Origin of the sequence: Octadecabacter dasysiphoniae, from assembly GCF_021532615.1 — a bacterium.
GTDB lineage: Bacteria > Pseudomonadota > Alphaproteobacteria > Rhodobacterales > Rhodobacteraceae > Octadecabacter > Octadecabacter dasysiphoniae.
Genome location: NZ_JAKGAQ010000001.1, coordinates 1,309,967 through 1,329,894, shown reverse-complemented (window position 1 = coordinate 1,329,894; position 19,928 = coordinate 1,309,967). Strand labels below are relative to the sequence as shown.

The following is a 19,928-nucleotide window of genomic DNA, read 5'->3' as shown; positions in this document are numbered from 1 at the left end:
ATCGGACATCGTGTGCTGCCTCTCTCGGTTCCTTTTATTGCGACAGCCGTTTTGTCGGTCTTGGGCTATGTCGTAGCCCGCAAACGCGCGCTTTCGGTTGCTGGGGGTGACATCCGCACGCTGACGTCGCTGCCCCATCAACATGGATTGAACACCGCGCTTTCGACCTTGCTGCCACCGCTGGCTGTCATGATGGTGTGGGCAATTGGTGCGCGCATCGCGGCGCGCAGTGACGTGGCCTTGGTGCCCGAAAATCCGACGATGGTTTACATCATTCTTATCGGTCTGGCGGTGACAGGTTTTGTGCTGTCGCTTTTACGAATTTCCACCAGCTTTCGGGCCCGTACCGCATCAGAGGGATGGATCATGGGGCTGCTTATTTTTGCCTCAACCATCGCCGTCTTAACGACGGTCGGTATCGTGTTGTCGATGGTGTCTGAAACGCTCAACTTCTTTGGGCAATACGATTTTCGCGACTTCTTCTTTTCCACCACGTGGTCGCCCAACTTTCGCGGCGACAGTGATCTTGGCATCATCCCGCTGATCTGGGGCACACTTTACATCAGCTTTATCGCGCTGGTCTTTGCCGTCCCGGTAGGATTGTTCGCAGCTGTTTATCTGTCAGAATACGCAGGGCCACGGTTGCGGTCTGTGGCCAAGCCGCTGATCGAAATCCTGGCCGGTATCCCGACGATTGTGTATGGTCTGTTTGCGCTCGTCACGGTGGGCCCGTTGCTACGCGACTATTTCGCCGAACCCATGGGACTGGGCCAATCTGCATCCAGCGTGATGACCGCCGGATTGGTGATGGGCATCATGTTGATCCCGTTCGTGTCGTCGCTGTCTGATGACATCATTAACGCTGTACCGCAGGCGATGCGCGACGGATCACTGGGCCTTGGTGCCACCAAATCAGAAACCATCCGAAAGGTTGTTGTACCCGCCGCGCTGCCCGGCATCGTGGGGGCGGTTCTGCTCGCGGCATCGCGTGCGATCGGGGAAACCATGATCGTGGTTTTGGGGGCAGGGGCCGCGGCGCGATTGTCGCTTAACCCGTTCGAGGCCATGACAACCGTCACCGTTAAAATCGTCAGCCAACTGACAGGCGATACGGACTTTGGATCACCCGAGACACTGGTCGCCTTTGCCCTTGGTTTGACCCTGTTCGTCATCACGCTTGGCCTGAACGTCATGGCCCTGTTCATCGTGCGCAGATACCGGGAGCAATACGAATGAGTACCTCTAAGCACGGCTCCTTGTTGACGCTGGATGCCCGCACCAAAAAACGCAATGCCGCCGAAAAACGGTTCCGCGCCTATGGCCTTGGTGCCATCGGTATCGCGGTTGCGGCCCTGACGATGTTGCTGGTCTCAATCATCGCGAACGGCGCATCGTCCTTTCGTCAAACCTACATCAGCTTTCCCGTCACAATCAGCGCTGAAGAAATCGAAGCGGCTGAATCCGCACTGCTGAAAACCGGCGCGTATAACAAGATTATCCAAACGGGATTGCTCGCCTACCTAAGCGAACGTGACTTGTTGCAAGACACGCCAGAGGCCGACGCCTTTGGCATGATTTCAGGTGAGGCTGGGTCGACCTTCCGAAAGTTCATCCTCGCCAACCCGCAGGCGGCAGGTACGACGTTCCAACTGGATCTTCTGGCGAATGGGCGGATCGACGGGTATTACAAAGGGCGGGTTACGGCAGAAACGGCCGTTCTCGACAAGAACGTGACACCCCTGCAGCTGGAATTGGCAGACAGATTGGCCGCCGATGGTGCCTTGGTCAAACAGTTCAACTTTGATTTCTTCACCAATCCCGACGCATCCGATCAACGCCCAGAGGCCGCGGGCCTTGGCGTCGCGATCCTTGGATCGCTGTATATGATGGCCGTTGTGTTGTGTCTGGCACTGCCCATCGGGGTTGCCGCGTCGATCTACCTTGAGGAATTTGCAAAGAAGAACTGGATCACCGACATCATCGAGGTGAATATCGCCAACCTCGCCGCCGTACCGTCGATTGTGTACGGTATCCTGGGCCTCGCGATTTTCATCAACTTTGCAGAATTCAACCAATCGTCACCGCTGGTCGGGGGGCTTGTGCTGACACTGATGACGCTTCCCACGATCATCATTTCAACCCGCGCATCGCTGAAATCCATCCCGCCCAGCATCCGTGACGCCGCACTTGGTGTGGGTGCCTCCAAAATGCAGTCCGTGTTTCATCATGTGTTGCCATTGGCCGCACCGGGCATCCTGACGGGCACGATTATCGGGCTAGCGCAGGCCTTAGGTGAAACTGCACCTTTGCTGCTGATCGGCATGGTCGCCTTCGTCAAAGAATACCCCGCTGCCTATTCAGACACCGCCGGACTGTTTGGCGAAGCGGCCACAGCGTTACCTGTACAGGTCTTCAACTGGACCCAACGCAGTGACCCTGCCTTCGTTGAACGTGCGTCTGGCGCGATTATCACTTTGTTGATCTTCCTGCTGATGATGAACGCGCTGGCCATCTTCCTGCGTAAGAAATTTGAACGTCGCTGGTAGTGACATGAAGGACAATACAATGACTGACTACAAAATCTCTGCCAAAGGCGTTCAGGTCTATTACGGCGACAACCACGCCATCAAAGACGTGGATGTACAGATCGAAGACAAGACCGTGACAGCCTTTATCGGCCCGTCGGGCTGCGGCAAGTCCACGTTCCTGCGCACGTTGAACCGCATGAACGACACGATCGATATTTGCCGCGTTGAGGGTGACATTCGGATTGACGGCGAAGACATCTATGACCCCGCTGTCGACCCTGTGCAGTTGCGCGCAAAGGTGGGGATGGTGTTCCAAAAACCCAACCCGTTCCCCAAATCGATCTACGATAATGTCGCCTATGGCCCCAAAATTCACGGGCTTGCGCGCAACAAATCCGATCTGGACGAAATCGTTGAAAAATCCCTGCGCAAGGCAGCGCTTTGGAATGAGGCCAAGGATCGTCTTGATGCACCCGGCACGGGGCTGTCGGGTGGTCAACAACAACGCCTGTGCATCGCCCGCGCCATTGCCACGGCACCCGAGGTTCTGTTGATGGATGAACCATGCAGCGCGCTTGACCCGATTGCGACAGCACAGGTCGAAGAACTGATCGACGAGTTGCGCCAATCCTACAGCGTCGTGATCGTCACCCACTCGATGCAGCAGGCCGCGCGCGTCAGCCAGAAGACCGCGTTCTTCCACCTCGGCAACCTTGTGGAATACGGCGAAACCGACAAGATTTTCACCAACCCCGAAGACCCCCGCACCGAGAGCTATATCTCTGGCCGGATCGGGTAAGGAGCAAACCATGAACGAACATATTTCATCAGCTTACGATCGCGATCTTGAGAAAATTCAAGCGCTTATCATGAAAATGGGCGGTTTGGTCGAACACGCCATCCTTGAAGGCGCCAAAGCGCTTGAGGCGCGCGACATTGAGGCCGCAGAAGTCGTGCGCAAGGCAGACAAGATCATCGATGCCCTCGAGGAAGAGATCAACGAGGAAGCGGCGCGCACGATTGCGTTGCGCGCGCCCGTGTCCAAAGATTTGCGCACTCTGTTGTCTGTCCTGAAACTCGCATCCAGCCTTGAACGTGTCGGGGACTACGCGAAAAACATGGCCAAACGCACGTCCGTTCTGGCCGAAATGAAACCGATCAACGGAACCGATGCCGCCCTGCGTCGCATGGGCAAAGAGGTTCAGGCGATGTTGCGCGATGTGCTTGATGCCTACGTGCGCAGCGATGTTGATCTGGCTGAAAATGTACGCCAGCGCGATCTGGAAGTAGATCAGATGTACAACGCCCTGTTCCGCGAATTCCTGACGTTCATGATGGAAGACCCGCGCAACATTACAGCGTGCATGCACATGCATTTCATCGCCAAGAATGTCGAACGCATGGGCGATCTGGTGACAAATATGGCCGAACAGGTCATCTATATGGTCACAGGCGAAATGCCGGATGAAGACCGCCCGAAGGGGGACAAAACATCGTCCATGTTGACGGAGTAATCCAATGAGCCAGCCTCATGTTCTATTGGTCGAAGACGAACCCGCACAACGCGAGGTGCTGGCCTATAACCTCGATGCGGAAGGATACCGCGTTAGTCAGGCAGAGGACGGTGAGCAGGGGTTGTTGCTGGTGCAAGAAGACGCGCCTGACGTCATTGTTCTGGACTGGATGCTACCAAGCGTTTCAGGGATCGAAGTGTGTCGACAGTTAAAAATGCGCGCGGACACCCGCGCCATTCCGATCATCATGTTGTCTGCGCGCTCAGAAGAAGTCGACAAGGTTCGCGGGCTGGAAACCGGCGCGGATGACTACGTCGTCAAACCGTATGCGGTGGCCGAACTGATGGCCCGCGTGCGCACGCAATTGCGCCGTGTGCGGCCAAGCACTGTGGGCCTATCCCTAAGCTACGATGACATCATATTGGATTCTGAAACCCACCGCGTCACCCGCGCTGGTCAAGAACTTAAGCTTGGCCCGACAGAATTTCGCCTGCTGTCCACGTTCATGGAAAAACCCGGCCGCGTGTGGTCGCGCGAACAATTACTGGACCGCGTGTGGGGCCGCGATATCTATGTCGATACACGCACCGTCGACGTTCATATCGGACGGCTGCGCAAAATTCTCAAGGCGCACGGCGATGACCCTGTGCGCACGGTGCGCGGTGCAGGCTACGCGCTGGGTTAACCTTGTTCGGCGCGGCGTTCATCCGCACGCGCCTTGATCGACATGCTGCGCGACACGAGCGATGCTGAAATGACCCCGATGGTCACCAACCCGATCATGATGGTGGACAGCGCGTTGATTTCAGGGGTCACGCCAAGGCGCACGGCGCTGAATATCTTGATCGGTAGGGTCGTCGATGACGGGCCAGACGTGAATGACGCGATGACCAAATCATCCAACGACAATGTAAACGCCAGCAGCCAGCCAGAAATGACAGCGGGCATGATGATGGGCAACGTCACACTGCGAAATGCGTCAAACGGGGTGCACCCCAGATCAAGCGCGGCTTCTTCCAAGGATTGATCAAAGCTTACCAACCGGGACGTCACGACCACACTGACGTAACACATCGCGAACGTCGTATGCGCCAGAACGATAGTGATAACCCCGCGATCCAGACCGATGGCGATAAAGAACAACAGCAACGACAGGCCGGTGATGACTTCGGGCATCACAAGTGGTGCGTAGATCATACCGCTGAACAATCCGCGCCCGCGAAACTGGCCGGTGCGCACCATGATATAGGCCGCCATCGTACCAAGGATCGTCGCCAAGGTGGACGACCAGAACGCGACTTTGATGGTGACCCAAGCAGCGTCAAGGAAGGCTTCGTTCTGGAACAGTTCCCCGTACCATTTCGTTGAAAACCCTGCCCAGACGGTGACAAGGCGGGACTCGTTGAAGCTGTAGATGATCAGGATCAGCATCGGCAGATACAAAAACGCGAACCCGAAGGTGAGGGAGGTCGCGTTAAACCATGAAAATTTCCTCATGACTCGTCCCCTTGCTGGTTTCGCTGGAACAACACGATCGGGATGATCAGGATCAACAGCAAGATAACAGCAACAGCAGAGGCCACAGGCCAATCCCGGTTGTTAAAGAACTCTTCCCACAGCACTTTGCCGATCATCAGTGTGTTCGAACCACCCAGAAGCGACGGGATCACAAATTCACCCAGCGTCGGGATGAATACCAGAAAACACCCTGCAATGACGCCCGGTTTGGACAGTGGTGCGGTGACCAGCCAGAAGGCGGACAGCGTGGTACAGCCAAGGTCCTCGGCGGCTTCTACAAGGCTGTCGTCCATCTTATCCAGCGCCGCGTAAATCGGCAGAACCATAAACGGCAAGTAGGTGTAAACGATGCCAATGTAGACCGCGACATTGGTGTTCAGAATAACCAACGGATCACTGATGATCCCGATGTTGAGAAGAAGCTGGTTGAGGTAGCCTTCGGTGCTCAGGATACCCATCCACGCATAGACGCGGATCAGAAATGACGTCCAGAATGGCAGGATCACCAGCATCAATAATGTGGGCCGCCAATGTTCTGCAGACCGCGCCATGCCATAGGCAATCGGATAGCCGATCAGCAGGGTCAAGAAGGTCGAAATCAGGGCGATTTTGAGAGAGCTGAGGTAGGCCGCAAAGTAGAGGAAATCAGGGATGTTGACAAAGTCAGACAGGATCGGAAACAAGAAACTGAGGACCGCGACCAGCACCGCGATGTTCACCACAGCGACGGCCAAAGCGGTGAGGGCCACCGCCGCGCTATCAAATATGCCATATCTGGCATCCGGAATAAGCGCGCGACGGACCCTTGGATATAAAATTTGGAACATTCCTACCGCAAGGACAATCAGTGCGAAGGTTGCGAATACCGCGCCCGCGCCGATGAAGGCGTAGTTTTCAAGGTCCAATCCCGTGATCATCGTCCAGAACCCGTCCTTCATCGTCGGGACGTAGGGCGGGATGGCGAGGGCAATGTCAGAGAGAGAGATTTTCAACACGATGCCAAACGGCACGAGGAAGAAAACCAGCAACCATGCGTAGGGTACAAAGATCAAAAGGCGGGCGCGCCAGTTCATGATGTCAGCACCACACCTGCGGTGTCCGTCCAGCTGAGGTAGACGTGGTCCTCCCACGTCAGATTGCGGCGCGACATGCGGCGCACGTTGGTTGCCTGGGCTTTGATGATCAACCCCGGCGCGACCTCAACGTGGTAGGTAGAAATGTTACCGAGGTACGCAATATCGAGGATCTTGCCGGACATGACATTGTCCGCCTCCGGCTTTTCGGTTGAGATTGAAACCTTCTCGGGCCGGATCGCAAAATGCACCGTTGCAGCCGCCGCAAGGCCAAGGTCGGACGTCGCGTTGATTGGCGTTTCCGTGGATGACCACCGGATTGAAACGGCATCCTTTGCGGCGCCTTTTTCGGGCACTTCGATCACGCCTTCGATCAGATTCACATCGCCGATGAAATCCGCGACGTAGGTGGAATTCGGGGCCTCGTATATCTGGTCGGGTGTCGCAACTTGGGACAATGTGCCATCGACCATCACAGCCACACGCGACGCGACTGTCATCGCTTCCTCTTGGTCGTGGGTGACGATCACAAACGTCGTGCCGGTGGTTTCCTGAATATCCATAAGTTCGAACTGGGTTTCATGGCGCAGCTTTTTGTCCAGCGCGCCAAGCGGTTCATCAAGCAGCAGCAATTTGGGCGCCTTGGCCAAGCTGCGCGCCAGCGCAACCCGTTGTCGTTGCCCGCCCGAAATCTGGTGGGGTTTGCGTTTCGCGAACTTGCCCAACTGTGTGAGCTTAAGCATCTTTTCAACACGGTCGCCGATTTCGTCTTTTGGCATGTCGGACCGTTTCAGCCCGAATGCAATGTTGTCCCATACCGTCAAATGCGGAAACAGCGCGTAGGATTGGAACATCATGTTCACAGGTCGTTCATTCGGGGGGACGGGGCCAATATCGACGCCATCTAGGAAAATATGGCCTTCCGTTGGGGTTTCAAACCCGCCGAGCATGCGCATCAATGTTGTCTTACCGCACCCAGACGGCCCCAGCAGCGCAAAGAATTCTTGCGCGTAGATATCAAGCGTCAGGTTGTCGATGGCGGTAAAATCGCCGAACCGTTTTGTGACATTCTTGAACTGGATCAGGGGTTTTGCTGTCGGATCATCCCACGGGGCAAAGATCGTGTCGGGCTTGGGCTGCGCCATGTCATGTCCTTAAAAAGGGAAAACCCCCGCGCCATAAAAACGCGGGGGATCAATAGCTTATTGGCCGGACTTAACGCGAGTCCAAAGACGCGTCACAACCCGCTGAACACGCGCATCGTAGGGCGTTGTCGTGTAAAGGTTCGCCAATGTGTCCGCGTCAGGGTAGATCGCGGTGTCATCGATGACGTCTTCGACCAGAAATTCCTGAGACGCCTCATTACCGTTGGCGTAATACACATAGTTGGATGCATCAGCCATGTTCTGGGCGTCCATGATGAAGTTCAGGAACTTATGCGCGCCTTCCACGTTCGGGGCGTCCACGGGAATCGCCATTTGGTCAAACCACATCAGCGCGCCTTCGGTCGGGGCGTTGTATGCGATTTCAACGCCGTTGTCGGCTTCCCATGCGCGATCGCGGGCTTGCAGGATGTCACCGGACCAGCCGAACGCAACGCAGATGTCACCATTCGCCAAGGCGTTGATGTATTCGGAGCTGTGGAATTTCTGGACGTGGGGGCGGATTGCATCAAAAACGGGGGCGGTTAGCGCGATCACGTCCGGGTCTTGGCTGTCTGGATCTTCGCCAATGTATTGCAACGCGGCCGGGATCATTTCGGACGGCGCATCAAGGAAATGCACGCCGCATTCGGCCAGTTTCTCCATGTTATCGGGGTTGAACACCAGCTCAAGCGAGTCGATCGGCGCATCATCACCAAGAATTTCAGCCACCCGGCCCGTGTTCACGCCAAGGCCCGTGGTGCCCCACATGTAGTTAATGGAATAGGCGTTGTCGGGGTCGTATTGCGCTGTGCGTTCTTCGATCACGCCCCACAAATTGCCATTGTTGGACAGCATGGATTGATCCAGCTGTTGGAAGGCACCCGCTGTGATCTGGCGCTGCAAGAACGTACCGGATGGTACGACGACATCATAGCCCGACCCACCTGACAGCATTTTCGTTTCAAGCACTTCGTTGGAATCAAAAACGTCGTAAATCAGATCGATCCCGGTTTCTTCCTCGAACTTGGTCAGCAATTCTTCGTCAATGTAATCGGACCAGTTGTAGACCCGAACTTCTTCGCCCATCGCGGAGCCTGCCACGAGGGCGAGGGCTGCGACGGCGGAAAGCAAATTGGTTTTTGTCATGTTTTTCCCTGTCGTGTGAGTGGCGGAATTTTCCGTCCGTGGCATCGACTATGAATAGAGCATAAAGATTTGGCAATATGGCATGGGTCAAAGGCGCGTTCAGGCGATCTGCGCCAATTGACACGGCGGTTTGGCGGCATACTGTGCCCCAAAGCAGGCGCATCGTGCCGCCCCGTACACCATAGGACACCACATGAACGTGATCTCGAACCATATGCCGACCGCCGATCTACAAGCACTGGACGCGGCCCATCACATGCATCCGTTTACGGCGGGGTCTGAACTGGCACAAACGGGCGCGCGGGTGATCACGGCAGCAGATGGCGTGACCCTGACGGACAGTGAAGGGCATAAAATCCTTGATGCAATGTCGGGGCTGTGGTGCGTGAATATCGGCTACGGACGTGATGAGCTGGCGGACGCCGCCGCGCGCCAGATGCGCGAACTGCCCTATTACAACACGTTCTTTCAAACGACCCACGTGCCTGCGATTGCGCTGTCTGCAAAGCTGGCCGAACTCGCGCCGCGTGATCTGAACCATGTGTTTTACGCAGGCTCGGGGTCTGAGGCGAACGATACCAATATCCGCCTTGTGCGCCATTACTGGGCCATCAAAGGCCAGCCTGAAAAGAACATCATCATCAGTCGCAAGAACGCGTATCACGGCTCAACCCTTGGCGGAGGGTCGCTTGGCGGGATGTCGGGCATGCAAAATCAGGGCGTGCCCGTGATCCCTGGCATTCACCACATCGACCAGCCCGATTGGTGGTCTGAGGGGGGCGACATGACGCCCGAGGCCTTTGGTCTGGAACGCGCCAAGCAGCTGGAAACGGCAATTCATGAACTTGGCGCGGACCGCGTCGCAGCCTTCATCGCCGAACCCGTGCAAGGGGCAGGTGGTGTGATCGTTCCCCCGGAAACCTACTGGCCCGAAATTCAACGCATTTGCGACGAACACGGCATTCTGTTGATTGCTGACGAAGTGATTTGCGGGTTTGGGCGCACTGGCCATTGGTTCGGGTCCGAGTACTACGGCATTCGCCCGCACATCATGACGATCGCCAAAGGCCTGTCATCCGGTTACGCGCCAATTGGCGGGTCGCTAGTCTGTGATGAAATTGCGCATACGGTAAACGGCGCGGGCGATTTCAACCATGGCTATACCTATTCGGGCCATCCCGTGGCCTGTGCGGTTGCGCTGGAAAACCTACGCGTCCTGCAAGAAGAAAAAATCGTCGAGAATGTTCACGACACAATCGCGCCCTATCTGGCCGATAAATGGCATGCGATGGCTGATCATCCGCTGGTGGGCGAAGCCAAGATCGTCGGCATGATGGGGTCTATTGCGCTGACTCCGCACAAAGAAAGCCGCGCGAAATTCGCAGCAGATGCAGGCACCGTCGGGCTGCACTGCCGCACCCGGTGTTTTGCCAATGGTCTTGTGATGCGCCATGTCGGGGACCGCATGATCATCGCGCCACCGCTGGTCATTACCAAGACCGACATTGACACATTGATCGAACGGGCGACGACATCGCTTGATGAGACGTATGATCTGATCAAGGCCGAAGGGCTGTATAAGGCCGGTTGATGGACCTTCTAAACGCCAATGATCAGGCAGGGCAGTACCCAGCATCTTACTACGCAGCCACGGCCGAACCTTTGGCAGAATTTCCGCCTGCCAAAGGTGCGATTGACTGTGATGTTTGCATTGTGGGGGGCGGTTATTCAGGTTTGTCAGCCGCTTTGCATCTTGCACAAACCGGGTATGACGTTGTCCTGATTGATGCGCAGCGCGTCGGGTTTGGCGCATCGGGGCGCAATGGCGGGCAAGTCGGCACTGGCCAACGGATCGGTCAGGATGATCTAGAAGACATGGTGGGCAAGGATCACGCGCGCACCTTGTGGGATTTATCATTAGAATCCGTGGCGTTGGTGCGCGATCTGATTGCGGCGCACGATCTTGATTGCGGCTGGTCGGACGGCATACTCGAGGCTGATCACCGCGCAAAAGGCGTCCCGCACAGCCACAAATACGCCGAAAAATTACAAACCGAATATGATTACGACCTTATCCGCACTGTCGGAAAAGACGAAATGCGATCCCTTGTTGGGTCGCGCGCCTATTACGGCGGCACGCTGGATATGGGCGGCGGGCATATTCATCCGCTGCGGTTTGCGTTGGGATTGGCGCGTGCGTGTCGTGATGCTGGCGTGCGGATATTTGAACAAAGCAGGGCGACTCAGGTCACATCGGACGGGCAGGTCACCACGACAAATTCCGATATTTCTGCAAGGTACGTGATCTTGTGCTGCAATGGATATCTTGGCGCGCTGAGTGACGGGGTGGCGCAGCGCGTCATGCCCATCAACAATTTTATAGCCGCAACAGAACCGCTTGAAAAACCGCGCGACCTGATCCGCGACAATCATGCCGTCGCGGACAGCAAGTTCGTGATCAATTACTTCCGATTGTCAGACGACAACCGCATGTTGTTCGGCGGTGGCGAAAGCTACGGCTACAAATTTCCCCGCGACATCGCAGCAACGGTTCGAAAACCGATGCTTGATATTTTCCCCCAGCTCAAAGACGTCAAAATTGAGTATGCGTGGGGCGGGACCTTGGGGATCACAATGAACCGGATGCCTCATTTCGCGCGCGTATCTGACCACGTGCTAAGCATTTCGGGATATTCTGGCCACGGTGTCGCGATGGCGACGCTGGGTGGGAAACTGGCCGCGCAGGCCGTCGCGGGACAAGCAGAAAAGTTCGACATCTTCAGCACCGTGCCAACGCCGCGCTTTCCGGGTGGGCCGCGCCTTCGCACGCCGCTGCTGGTTCTCGCGATGCTGTGGTATTCTATGCGCGACCGACTTTAGACGCGGTTGCGACGATATCCGCAATCTGATGAAACTGGTCGGCAAGCGGGGATGTTTTGCGCCAGATCATGCCGATTGTCCGCTTGGGTTGAACGCCGGTAAACCGCGCCACCGAAACAGCCGCAGACCGTGTTTCAACGGAAACGGCCATGTCAGGGATCAACGTCACGCCGATCCCCGCGCCAACAAGTTGCACCAATGTCGACAGCGTTGATCCGTCCAATCCCTCCCGGGGGAGCGCCGAACGCATCGAACAGAACGCCAGCGCCTGATCACGAAAACAATGGCCTTCTTCGAGAAGCAATAGCTTCATTTTGGCCAAATCCGCCGCGTCAGGTACAGCCTGCATTGCGTCTGTATCCGGCCGGATCAGCACGAAATCTTCGTCAAAAATGGCCACTTCTTCGAACGAGGGTTCGGATACGGGCAGGGCGACAATAGCCGCATCAATGCGACCATCCGACAACTCTTCGATCAAGCGCGGCGTCAGGGTTTCGCGAATGTGGATATCAAGCGTCGGGTGCGCCAGCGTCAATTGCCCGATGAAGGACGGCAAAAGATAAGGCGCAATTGTCGGAATAACGCCGATCCGCAACCGCCCGCTTAGGCTGTTTTTTGCCAATCGGGCAAGGTCTTCGACTTCGTCCACAGACCGTAGAATATCGCGAACACGGGGCGCGAAATCTTCGCCAAACCGGGTCAGACGGACCTGACGGGCCGCGCGTTCAAACAGCTTAACACCTAAGTCCTGTTCCATCTCTTTGATTTGCATGGACAACGCGGGTTGCGAAATTCCGCTCGCGTCTGCGGCACGACCAAAATGGCCATGATGCGCGAGCGCTTCAAAATAGCGGAACTGTTTCAGGGTCAAGTTTGACATAAGCTGTTCTTATCAAAGCAATCAGAAAATACAACTTAAGCTAATTGGATCGATTTGCTAGAATGATTCCAAATCAACACATCTGGAGGACGACCCAATGGACGGCGCTGAAGCAAAAGACATGACCCAATCAACGGGCAAATGCCCTGTAATGCACGGCACAAGCCAAGCAACAGGGACAACCGCGAACCAGCATTGGTGGCCAGAATCCCTGAACCTCAAACCGCTGAGCCAATCCAGCGCCAAATCCGATCCGATGGACCCTGATTTTGATTACGCCGAGGCGTTCAAATCCCTTGATCTTGATGCAGTGGTCGCGGACCTGACGGCGCTGATGACAGACAGCCAGGACTGGTGGCCAGCGGATTACGGACATTACGGCCCGTTCTTTATCCGCATGGCGTGGCACAGCGCGGGAACATACCGCGTCGGTGATGGTCGTGGCGGTGCAGGGTCCGGCAGCCAGCGGTTTGCGCCGCTGAATTCGTGGCCTGACAACGGCAACCTCGACAAGGCGCGCCGCCTGCTGTGGCCAATCAAAGCCAAGTACGGCAAGGCGCTGTCTTGGGCCGATTTGATGATCCTCACGGGGAATGTTGCGTTGGAAACCATGGGTTTCAAGACCCACGGTTTCGCAGGCGGCCGCGCCGACATCTGGGAGCCCGAGGAAGATATCTATTGGGGACCGGAAACAGAATGGCTTGGTGATGACAGCCAACGTTACAATGACCCGCGCGAATTGATCGGTGATTTGGGGGCCGTTCAGATGGGCCTGATTTACGTCAATCCCGAAGGTCCGATGGGCAATCCTGACCCGCTGTTGTCGGCGCACGACGTGCGTGAAACATTCGCCAAAATGGCAATGAACGACGAAGAAACGGTGGCGCTGGTTGCAGGTGGTCACACATTCGGCAAGGCCCACGGTGCCGCTGATCCCGAAGCGCATGTAGGACCCGAACCAGAAGGTGCTTCCTTGGTCGAAATGGGCTTGGGTTGGACGAACAGCTTTGGCGCAGGCAAGGGCGTCGACACGATCACATCCGGCATCGAAGGCCCTTGGACCCCGACGCCAACAACGTGGGACATGTCCTATTTCGACGTGTTGTTCGGATACGAGTGGGAACTTACAAAATCCCCCGCAGGTGCAAACCAGTGGACCCCCAAGACAGACGGCGCGGATCAGGCACCGCAAGTTGACGGCAACGGCACAGTGCCCTTGATGATGACAACGGCCGACATGGCAATGCGCATGGATCCGGCCTACGAAAAAGTCAGCCGCGATTTCCATGCTAACCCAGAAAAGTTCGCCGAGGCCTTCGCAAAAGCCTGGTACAAGCTGTGCCACCGCGACATGGGCCCATATGAGCTCGGTTTGGGCAAGTTGGTTCCTGCACAGGCAGAAAGCTGGCAGGATCCGGTTCCCGCGGTTGATCACGACTTGATCAGCGGCACAGACGTGGATGCCTTGAAAGACGCAATCGCAGCGTCCGGCCTGACATCTTCGGAAATGGTCGCGACGGCATGGGCATCTGCGGCATCGTTCCGTGGATCTGACAAGCGGGGTGGGGCCAATGGCGCACGCGTTCGTTTGAACCCGGCCAAAGACTGGGAGGTTAACGATCCCGCACAGCTGGCCAAAGTTCTCGCCAAGCTGGAGGACGTCCGTGCTGGTTTCGCCAAGCCTGTGTCGCTTGCTGATACAATTGTACTGGCCGGGTCTGTTGGTGTTGAAATGGCGGCCAAAGCGGCTGGCCACGACATCACAGTGCCGTTCAACGCAGGCCGCACAGATGCGGATCAGGCCTCCACGGATGTGGAAAGCTACGCATGGCTTGAACCGAAGGCAGACGGTTTCCGCAACTTCATCAAGACGGGCGCGCTGCGATCTGGCGCCGAACACCTTGTTGATCGCGCACAACTGTTGACGCTGACAGCGCCGGAAATGACAGTACTGGTCGGCGGTTTGCGGGTAATCGGGGCCAATACGGGCGGCACATCGCACGGTGTATTCACAGATACACCGGGTGCGCTGGATAACGCGTTCTTCGCCAATCTTCTGGATATGGGCACAGTCTGGACCCAAAACGGCGACGTCATGGAAGGCCGCGCCCGTACGGGTGGTGACGTGAAATGGACAGCGACAACTGTCGATCTGGTCTTTGGGTCAAATTCGATCCTGCGCGCAGTGTCCGAAGTCTACGCAAGTGCGGATGCGTCCGAAAAATTCCTGAACGACTTTGTGGCCGCTTGGGTCAAAGTGATGGAACTCGATCGGTTCGACCTGCACTAAATCCACAGACCATTGATAGCGCGGCGTCCCGTCTTGGGGCGCCGTTTGCGTTTTAACGCTGCGAAAGGCAGGACAATCGACCGCAATTCATCGTAGACAAGCCCCATGGGCCAAGCTAGCAAGGCCAAAGCGCGCTCGAACCTTGCATCAGGGCGCAATAAGTTCACTGGGGAGTGGATAGGGATGAACGATATCGTTCTCAGCGTTGCTGGGTTGGCGAAGAATTTTGGCGGATTACATGCTGTGCGCGGCGTCGATTTTCATGTTGAAAAAGGCGCAATCGTCGGTCTGATCGGGCCGAACGGCGCAGGAAAAACCACCACATTCAACATGATTGCCGGTGAATTGCCGCCAAGCTCGGGTAAAATTACTTTGCTGGGCGAAGACATCACAGGGCAGCGCACGGACGTTTTGTATCACAAAGGTCTGATGCGCACGTTCCAATTGTCCCACGAATATGCCCGCATGACGGCGCTTGAAAACCTCGCCGTGGCGGCCCCGACGCAGACCGGTGAAAGCATCTGGTCAAGCTGGTTTGCAGGCCGTTCCGTGCGTCAGCGCGAGGCCGAGGTGATTGAACTGGCACGCGAAACGCTTGAATTCCTCGGGTTGACCCACGTTGGCCATGAACTGGCGGGCAATCTGTCTGGCGGTCAGAAAAAGCTGCTTGAGATCGGGCGCACAATGATGAACGACAGTAAAGTCGTTTTGCTGGATGAACCGGGCGCGGGGGTAAACCCCACATTGATGCGCAAAGTCGCTGAAATGATTGAACAATTAAACGAAGAGCGCGGCTACACTTTCTGCATCATCGAACACGACATGGATATGATCGCGCGGCTGTGCGGCAAGGTTGTCGTGCTAGCCGAGGGGGCCGTTCTGATGGAAGGCACCATGGATGAAGTGCGCAACGACGAACGTGTGATTGACGCGTATTTTGGCGGAGAAGTCGCATGAGCCCTGTGTTGGAACTGAACAACCTCAAGGCTGGGTACGGGCAAACCGAAATCCTGCATGACCTGTCGATGTACGTGAACCAGAACGAAATTGTCGCGATCATCGGGCCAAACGGTGCAGGAAAATCGACGGCGATGAAATCGGTGCTGGGTCTTCTCAATATCCGCGAAGGCAATGTGGTGTTGAACGGTGAAGACATCACCGACACGCCAGCACAAAAAGTTATCGAAAAGGGCATTTCCTATGTGCCGCAAACGAACAACGTGTTCGTAAACCTGTCGGTGCGTGAAAACCTTGAAATGGGCGCGTGGACACGGCCGGACGGCGTTGAACAGCGCCTTGAGGAAATGTTCGAGTTGTTTCCAGACCTCGCCGAAAAGCGCGCGCAGGCGGCAGGGTCTTTGTCGGGTGGTCAGCGCCAGATGGTCGCGATGGCCAAAGCGTTGATGGTGGATGCCAAGATTTTGCTGCTGGACGAACCCACAGCGGGGCTATCACCAAAGTATCGCGGTGAGATTTTTGCGACCATACAAAAGATTAAGAACACCGGTGTACCCATTCTAATCGTTGAACAAAATGCCAAACAGGCGCTTGGCGTGTCTGATCGTGGCTATGTTCTGGTAGACGGTGCGAACCGCCACACGGGGACGGGGGCTGGTCTTGCGGCTGATCCTGAAATCGCGCGGATGTTTTTGGGCGGGGGGCACTGATATGTGGGATGCATTCGGTTTTGAATTCGTCAATTTCTATTTCATTCCCGGCCTCGTACTGGGCTGTATCTATGCGCTCGGGGCCATTGGCATCACCCTGACGTTCGGCATATTGCGGTTTGCCAACTTCGCGCACGGCGAAATCATGATGTCCGGCGCCTATCTAACGTGGACGATGATGGCGATTGCGGGGGCGGCCGGGTTGGCGCTGCATCCGCTGGTCGCCATGGTGCCTGCAACCTTCATCGTGATCCTGCTGTTCCTTGGCACCGACCGCTGGTTCTACAAACCATTCCGCAAAGAAGATACCATCAAGGTTGTGATGGCGTCCTTTGGTATGATGCTGATCATCCGTTCTGCGGTTCAGGTGATCTGGGGCCCAAACCAGTTGACGTTCGTGCCCGGCATTGCGCGCCCCAACGCGACGCTCCAGCAGATCACTGGTGATTTGGGCGCGATGATCATCATGCCCAACAAGCACATTTTTATCTTTGCGGGCACGGTCATCATCGTGATTGCTTTGTCCTACCTGCTGAACCGTACGCGCATTGGTAAGGCCATGCGCGCCGTGTCTGACAGCCCTGATTTGGCCCATGTGACCGGTATCGACGTTGATAGGGTCATCCGTGCGACATGGATCGTTGGCGGTATCTGCGCCATGGCCGCGGGCGTGTTTCTTGCGATGGATATCCAGATGCTGGAAACCACCATGGGCTTTCGGATGCTGTTGCCGATGTTTGCGGCGGCCATTCTTGGCGGGATCGGCAAACCTTATGGCGCGGTGTTCGGTGGTCTTGTGATTGGTCTGGCCGAAGAACTGTCCGCCTATCCATGGATCGGCGACGCACCGCTACTGAGCCCCGGCTATAAAACCGGCGTCGCCTTTGCGATCATGGTCATCATGCTGATCGTGCGCCCGCAGGGCTTGTTCAAGGGGAGGTCATTCTAATGGAAGCGTATCTCGGCTACGGCCTTTATATCCTATCCCTTTTGACGGTTGGCGGCATCTACGCGATCTTCGCGCTTGGCCTGAACGTGCAGTGGGGGTTCGCGGGCCTGTTCAACGTCGGTATCGTTGGCTTTGCCGCTGTTGGCGCCTATTCCTATGCGCTGCTGACAACCGCTGAATCCACGTTCCACTTGGGCGGCTTTGGCCTGCCGTTGCCGCTTGGTATGGCAGTGGCCATGGTGGCATCCGCGTTTATTGCGGGTCTGATCGGTTTGATTTGTATCAGGCTCAGGTCCGACTATCTGGCCATCGCGACCATCGGTATCGCCGAGATCATCAAGCTGATCCTCAAGAACGAATCTGACATCACCAACGGCCCGCGCGGCATCAACAAAATCCCGCGCACTTGGGAACATTTCAGCGAAGAACGGTTCTATTCATCCTGGCCGATGAGCTGGTTTGGCACCCCCGAAAACTGGGACGCTTTCTTTGACAGCTTGCCCAACTGGTACTGGCAGCCGCTGTTTGCAGGCACGATCCTGTTGGTGGTCTATGTGATCTACCGGATGCTGGAACGCGCACGCATGTCCCCTTGGGGGCGCATGATGACGGCCATTCGTGAAAACGAATCCGCCGCCCGCGCATCGGGTAAAAACGTCACCCGCCGCCGCATCGAGGCATTCGTTATCGGTGCCGCGATCATGGGTCTGGCAGGGGCGCTGTTTGCCCAGCACCTGCGCCTGATTGAACCAACACAGACGTTTGATAGCGCCAAAGTGACGTTCCTTGTCTGGGTCATGCTGATCGCAGGCGGATCGGGCAACAACAAAGGCGCGATCCTTGGTGCGTTCCTGATCTGGACAATCTGGTCGGCGTCCGAACTTATTATTGGCGGGGCGATCAATTTGATCGGCGCCATCTTCACAACCATGGATGCAAGTATTTTGCAGACACGGGCAGGGTTCTTGCGCATGATGCTGATCGGCATTCTTATGCAAGTGATCCTCCAACGATATCCCGGAGGGATTTTACCTGAGGTGAGACCCGCATCACCAAAGGCTGACACAAAAGTTGCGGGAACAACGGGAGAAACCAAATGAAAAACGTTCTTATGGCGACAGCCGCGACACTTCTCGCGACGTCCGCAATGGCCGATGTGAACATCGGCAACCCAATGGCGATGACAGGCCCAATTCCGGACCTCAACGCACCTATCGCTGCGGCTGTCGATCTGGCTGCTACACACGTCAACGCACAAGGCGGCATGTTCGCTGATGGCGAAGCATTCAACGTGATCCGCGCAGATTCCGCATGTGATCCAACAGCAGCTGTCGACGCTGTAACCAAGCTGATCAACGTCAACGGCGTGTCCGCGATTGTTGGCCCAGTTTGTTCTGGTGCGACAATTGCGCAGGCTGAATCTGTCGCGATCCCAGCTGGCGTTCTGACACTGTCCGTGTCCGCATCCTCACCTGCGATTTCCACGATGGAAGACGGCACAGACCTCGTGTTCCGCGCTGCTGCGTCTGACGCCTACCAAGGTGTTGCACTGGCTGAGCTGGCAATGGCGAACGGCTATTCAGACATCGCCGTGTCCTATGCAAACGACGACTATAACGCAGCCATCGCAGCCGTGTTCGTAGAAGCATTCGAAGGCATGGGCGGCACGGTCACTGCAAACGAAGCACACGAGCCAAACAAAGCGTCCTACCGTTCTGAGGTCGCAACAATGGGCGGCACGTCTGACAACCTCGCGCTGTTTTCTTATTATGGTTCCGGCGGCATCACATTGATGCGCAACGCTTTGGAAACATCCGCGTTCACGAACTTCATCGGTGCCGACGGCATGCTGTCTGATGAGCTGATCGAGCAGATCGGCGCAGAAAACCTGATGACATCCACGTTCACAACATCTGCTTCTGACGCATCTACGCCGTCCTTCGCAGCATGGGCTGCTTTGGCAGACGAAGCCGGCGTTCCGGCCTCTGACCCGTTTGTTGCAAACGGCTACGACGCGACGTTCATGATGGCATTGGCAATCGAGCACGCAGGTTCCGATGATCGCGAAGCAATCGCCGCATCCTTGCGCGCAATCGCATCCGGCCCGGGCGAAGTGATCCTGCCGGGTCAGTGGGCCGAAGCTAAGGCAATCCTCGCAGCTGGTGGCGACATCAACTACGAAGGTGCAGCAGGCAATCAGGACTTCGACGAAAACGGTGACGTGGCTGGTAACTTCTCCAAGTCCACAATCGTTGACGGCGCTTGGGCAGCTGAGCTGATCCAATAAGCGTTTAGAACGTTTGAAATTGCGGATGCCGGGGCCCTTGGGTTCCGGCAT

At 56.3% G+C, this 19,928-nt stretch carries 18 protein-coding genes; 13 read left to right on the top strand and 5 right to left on the bottom strand.

Annotated elements, in window-relative coordinates; all coding sequences use genetic code 11:
• The first annotated feature begins 15 nt into the window (after positions 1-15).
• From pstC to phoB, 5 genes are read left to right on the top strand one after another with little or no spacing between them, the layout of a single operon-like run.
• Positions 16-1,236: a phosphate ABC transporter permease subunit PstC gene (gene pstC / locus L0664_RS06420; RefSeq protein ID WP_268821602.1), complete on the top strand. Its 1,221-nt coding sequence runs from the start codon at positions 16-18 to the stop codon at positions 1,234-1,236.
• Positions 1,233-2,546 (top strand): phosphate ABC transporter permease PstA, encoded by a 1,314-nt coding sequence (gene pstA, locus L0664_RS06415; RefSeq protein ID WP_235224790.1) that lies wholly within the window; start codon positions 1,233-1,235, stop codon positions 2,544-2,546. Before pstC ends, pstA begins: the two co-directional genes overlap by 4 nt.
• Before the next feature lie 19 nt (positions 2,547-2,565).
• Positions 2,566-3,327 carry a phosphate ABC transporter ATP-binding protein PstB gene (gene pstB, locus L0664_RS06410; protein WP_235224789.1) on the top strand — a complete coding sequence of 254 codons (762 nt, stop codon included), beginning with the start codon at positions 2,566-2,568 and terminating at the stop codon, positions 3,325-3,327.
• A 10-nt stretch (positions 3,328-3,337) separates the two neighbouring features.
• Positions 3,338-4,042, top strand: a complete 705-nt coding sequence (gene phoU, locus L0664_RS06405) for a phosphate signaling complex protein PhoU (protein WP_235224788.1) — start codon at positions 3,338-3,340, stop codon at positions 4,040-4,042.
• Positions 4,043-4,046: 4 nt separating this feature from the next.
• On the top strand, positions 4,047-4,727 hold the full coding sequence (gene phoB / locus L0664_RS06400) for a phosphate regulon transcriptional regulator PhoB (protein WP_235224787.1): 681 nt from the start codon (positions 4,047-4,049) through the stop codon (positions 4,725-4,727).
• On the opposite strand, the gene L0664_RS06395 is transcribed toward phoB, so the two are convergent.
• Genes L0664_RS06395 through L0664_RS06380 form a run of 4 tightly spaced genes read right to left on the bottom strand, consistent with a single transcriptional unit; the run spans position 4,724 to position 8,924 of the window.
• The gene (locus L0664_RS06395; RefSeq protein ID WP_235224786.1) at positions 4,724-5,539 is read right to left on the bottom strand and encodes an ABC transporter permease; all 816 of its coding nucleotides are present in this window, start codon (positions 5,537-5,539) and stop codon (positions 4,724-4,726) included. The two genes, phoB and L0664_RS06395, sit on opposite strands and share 4 nt — an antisense overlap.
• Positions 5,536-6,633, bottom strand: coding sequence for an ABC transporter permease subunit (locus L0664_RS06390; RefSeq protein ID WP_235224785.1), 1,098 nt, complete (start codon positions 6,631-6,633; stop codon positions 5,536-5,538). Before L0664_RS06390 ends, L0664_RS06395 begins: the two co-directional genes overlap by 4 nt.
• Positions 6,630-7,778, bottom strand: coding sequence for an ABC transporter ATP-binding protein (locus L0664_RS06385; protein WP_235224784.1), 1,149 nt, complete (start codon positions 7,776-7,778; stop codon positions 6,630-6,632). Before L0664_RS06385 ends, L0664_RS06390 begins: the two co-directional genes overlap by 4 nt.
• Before the next feature lie 57 nt (positions 7,779-7,835).
• Positions 7,836-8,924 (bottom strand): polyamine ABC transporter substrate-binding protein, encoded by a 1,089-nt coding sequence (locus L0664_RS06380; RefSeq protein WP_235224783.1) that lies wholly within the window; start codon positions 8,922-8,924, stop codon positions 7,836-7,838.
• A 193-nt stretch (positions 8,925-9,117) separates the two neighbouring features.
• On the opposite strand from L0664_RS06380, the gene L0664_RS06375 reads away from it, so the two are divergent.
• Together L0664_RS06375 and L0664_RS06370 are read left to right on the top strand one after the other, a co-directional pair.
• The gene (locus L0664_RS06375) at positions 9,118-10,515 is read left to right on the top strand and encodes an aspartate aminotransferase family protein (RefSeq protein ID WP_235224782.1); all 1,398 of its coding nucleotides are present in this window, start codon (positions 9,118-9,120) and stop codon (positions 10,513-10,515) included.
• Positions 10,515-11,804: an NAD(P)/FAD-dependent oxidoreductase gene (locus tag L0664_RS06370; protein WP_235224781.1), complete on the top strand. Its 1,290-nt coding sequence runs from the start codon at positions 10,515-10,517 to the stop codon at positions 11,802-11,804. The genes L0664_RS06375 and L0664_RS06370 overlap by 1 nt, the downstream gene beginning before the upstream one ends.
• On the opposite strand, the gene L0664_RS06365 is transcribed toward L0664_RS06370, so the two are convergent.
• Positions 11,785-12,684 (bottom strand): hydrogen peroxide-inducible genes activator, encoded by a 900-nt coding sequence (locus tag L0664_RS06365; protein WP_235224780.1) that lies wholly within the window; start codon positions 12,682-12,684, stop codon positions 11,785-11,787. The genes L0664_RS06370 and L0664_RS06365 overlap by 20 nt on opposite strands.
• 97 nt (positions 12,685-12,781) lie before the next feature.
• On the opposite strand from L0664_RS06365, the gene katG reads away from it, so the two are divergent.
• The 6 genes from katG (at position 12,782) to L0664_RS06335 (ending at position 19,877) form a co-directional block, all read left to right on the top strand.
• On the top strand, positions 12,782-14,974 hold the full coding sequence (gene katG / locus L0664_RS06360; RefSeq protein ID WP_235224779.1) for a catalase/peroxidase HPI: 2,193 nt from the start codon (positions 12,782-12,784) through the stop codon (positions 14,972-14,974).
• Positions 14,975-15,157: 183 nt separating this feature from the next.
• Positions 15,158-15,931, top strand: a complete 774-nt coding sequence (locus L0664_RS06355) for an ABC transporter ATP-binding protein (RefSeq protein WP_235224778.1) — start codon at positions 15,158-15,160, stop codon at positions 15,929-15,931.
• Positions 15,928-16,641, top strand: a complete 714-nt coding sequence (locus L0664_RS06350) for an ABC transporter ATP-binding protein (protein WP_235224777.1) — start codon at positions 15,928-15,930, stop codon at positions 16,639-16,641. Before L0664_RS06355 ends, L0664_RS06350 begins: the two co-directional genes overlap by 4 nt.
• Position 16,642: 1 nt before the next feature.
• Positions 16,643-17,590 carry a branched-chain amino acid ABC transporter permease gene (locus L0664_RS06345; RefSeq protein ID WP_235224776.1) on the top strand — a complete coding sequence of 316 codons (948 nt, stop codon included), beginning with the start codon at positions 16,643-16,645 and terminating at the stop codon, positions 17,588-17,590.
• Positions 17,590-18,690, top strand: coding sequence for a branched-chain amino acid ABC transporter permease (locus tag L0664_RS06340; RefSeq protein WP_235224775.1), 1,101 nt, complete (start codon positions 17,590-17,592; stop codon positions 18,688-18,690). Before L0664_RS06345 ends, L0664_RS06340 begins: the two co-directional genes overlap by 1 nt.
• The gene (locus L0664_RS06335) at positions 18,687-19,877 is read left to right on the top strand and encodes an ABC transporter substrate-binding protein (protein ID WP_235224774.1); all 1,191 of its coding nucleotides are present in this window, start codon (positions 18,687-18,689) and stop codon (positions 19,875-19,877) included. The genes L0664_RS06340 and L0664_RS06335 overlap by 4 nt, the downstream gene beginning before the upstream one ends.
• Positions 19,878-19,928 lie beyond the last annotated feature (51 nt).